At 66.8% G+C, this 434-nt stretch carries 1 protein-coding gene; it reads right to left on the bottom strand.

Translation table 11 applies throughout. The features are described 5' to 3' along the window. Nucleotides 1-66: 66 nt before the first annotated feature. On the bottom strand, nucleotides 67-434 hold a 368-nt coding region (locus tag HO151_RS02000; protein ID WP_302479530.1), incomplete at its 5' end, for a sigma factor-like helix-turn-helix DNA-binding protein.

Genomic DNA, 434 nt, shown 5'->3' with positions numbered 1-434 from the left:
TCCGACAGACCTCGTTCCGGAGGAACTCCTCGAGGTCCCTTTTCGCCTTGTCGCAGCCACAGTCGCTCATCGTGCGCTCCTCACGCGTGTCGTTTCGATCCCGCGCTCCCGCGCGTAATCGGCCAACAGATCCCGCAGCAGCCGACGGCCGCGGTGCAGCCGGCTCATCACGGTTCCGATGGGGGTCTTCATGATGTCGGCGATCTCCTGGTACGCGAAGCCCTCCACGTCCGCCAGGTACACCGCGAGTCGGAAGTCTTCGGGGATCGCCTGCAGCGCGTCCTTGACGGCGCTGTCCGGCATGCGGTCGATCGCCTCCGCCTCGGCCGAGCGGCTCGATGTGGCCGTGGTCGACTCCGCGCCGCCGAGCTGCCAGTCCTCGAGATCGTCGATCGTGCCCTGGTAGGGCTCGCGCTGCTTCTTCCGATACTGGT

Source organism: Streptomyces sp. 8P21H-1 (assembly GCF_013302945.1).
Note: the sequence above shows the minus strand (reverse complement) of the source record. Positions and strands in the feature narration are given on the sequence as shown.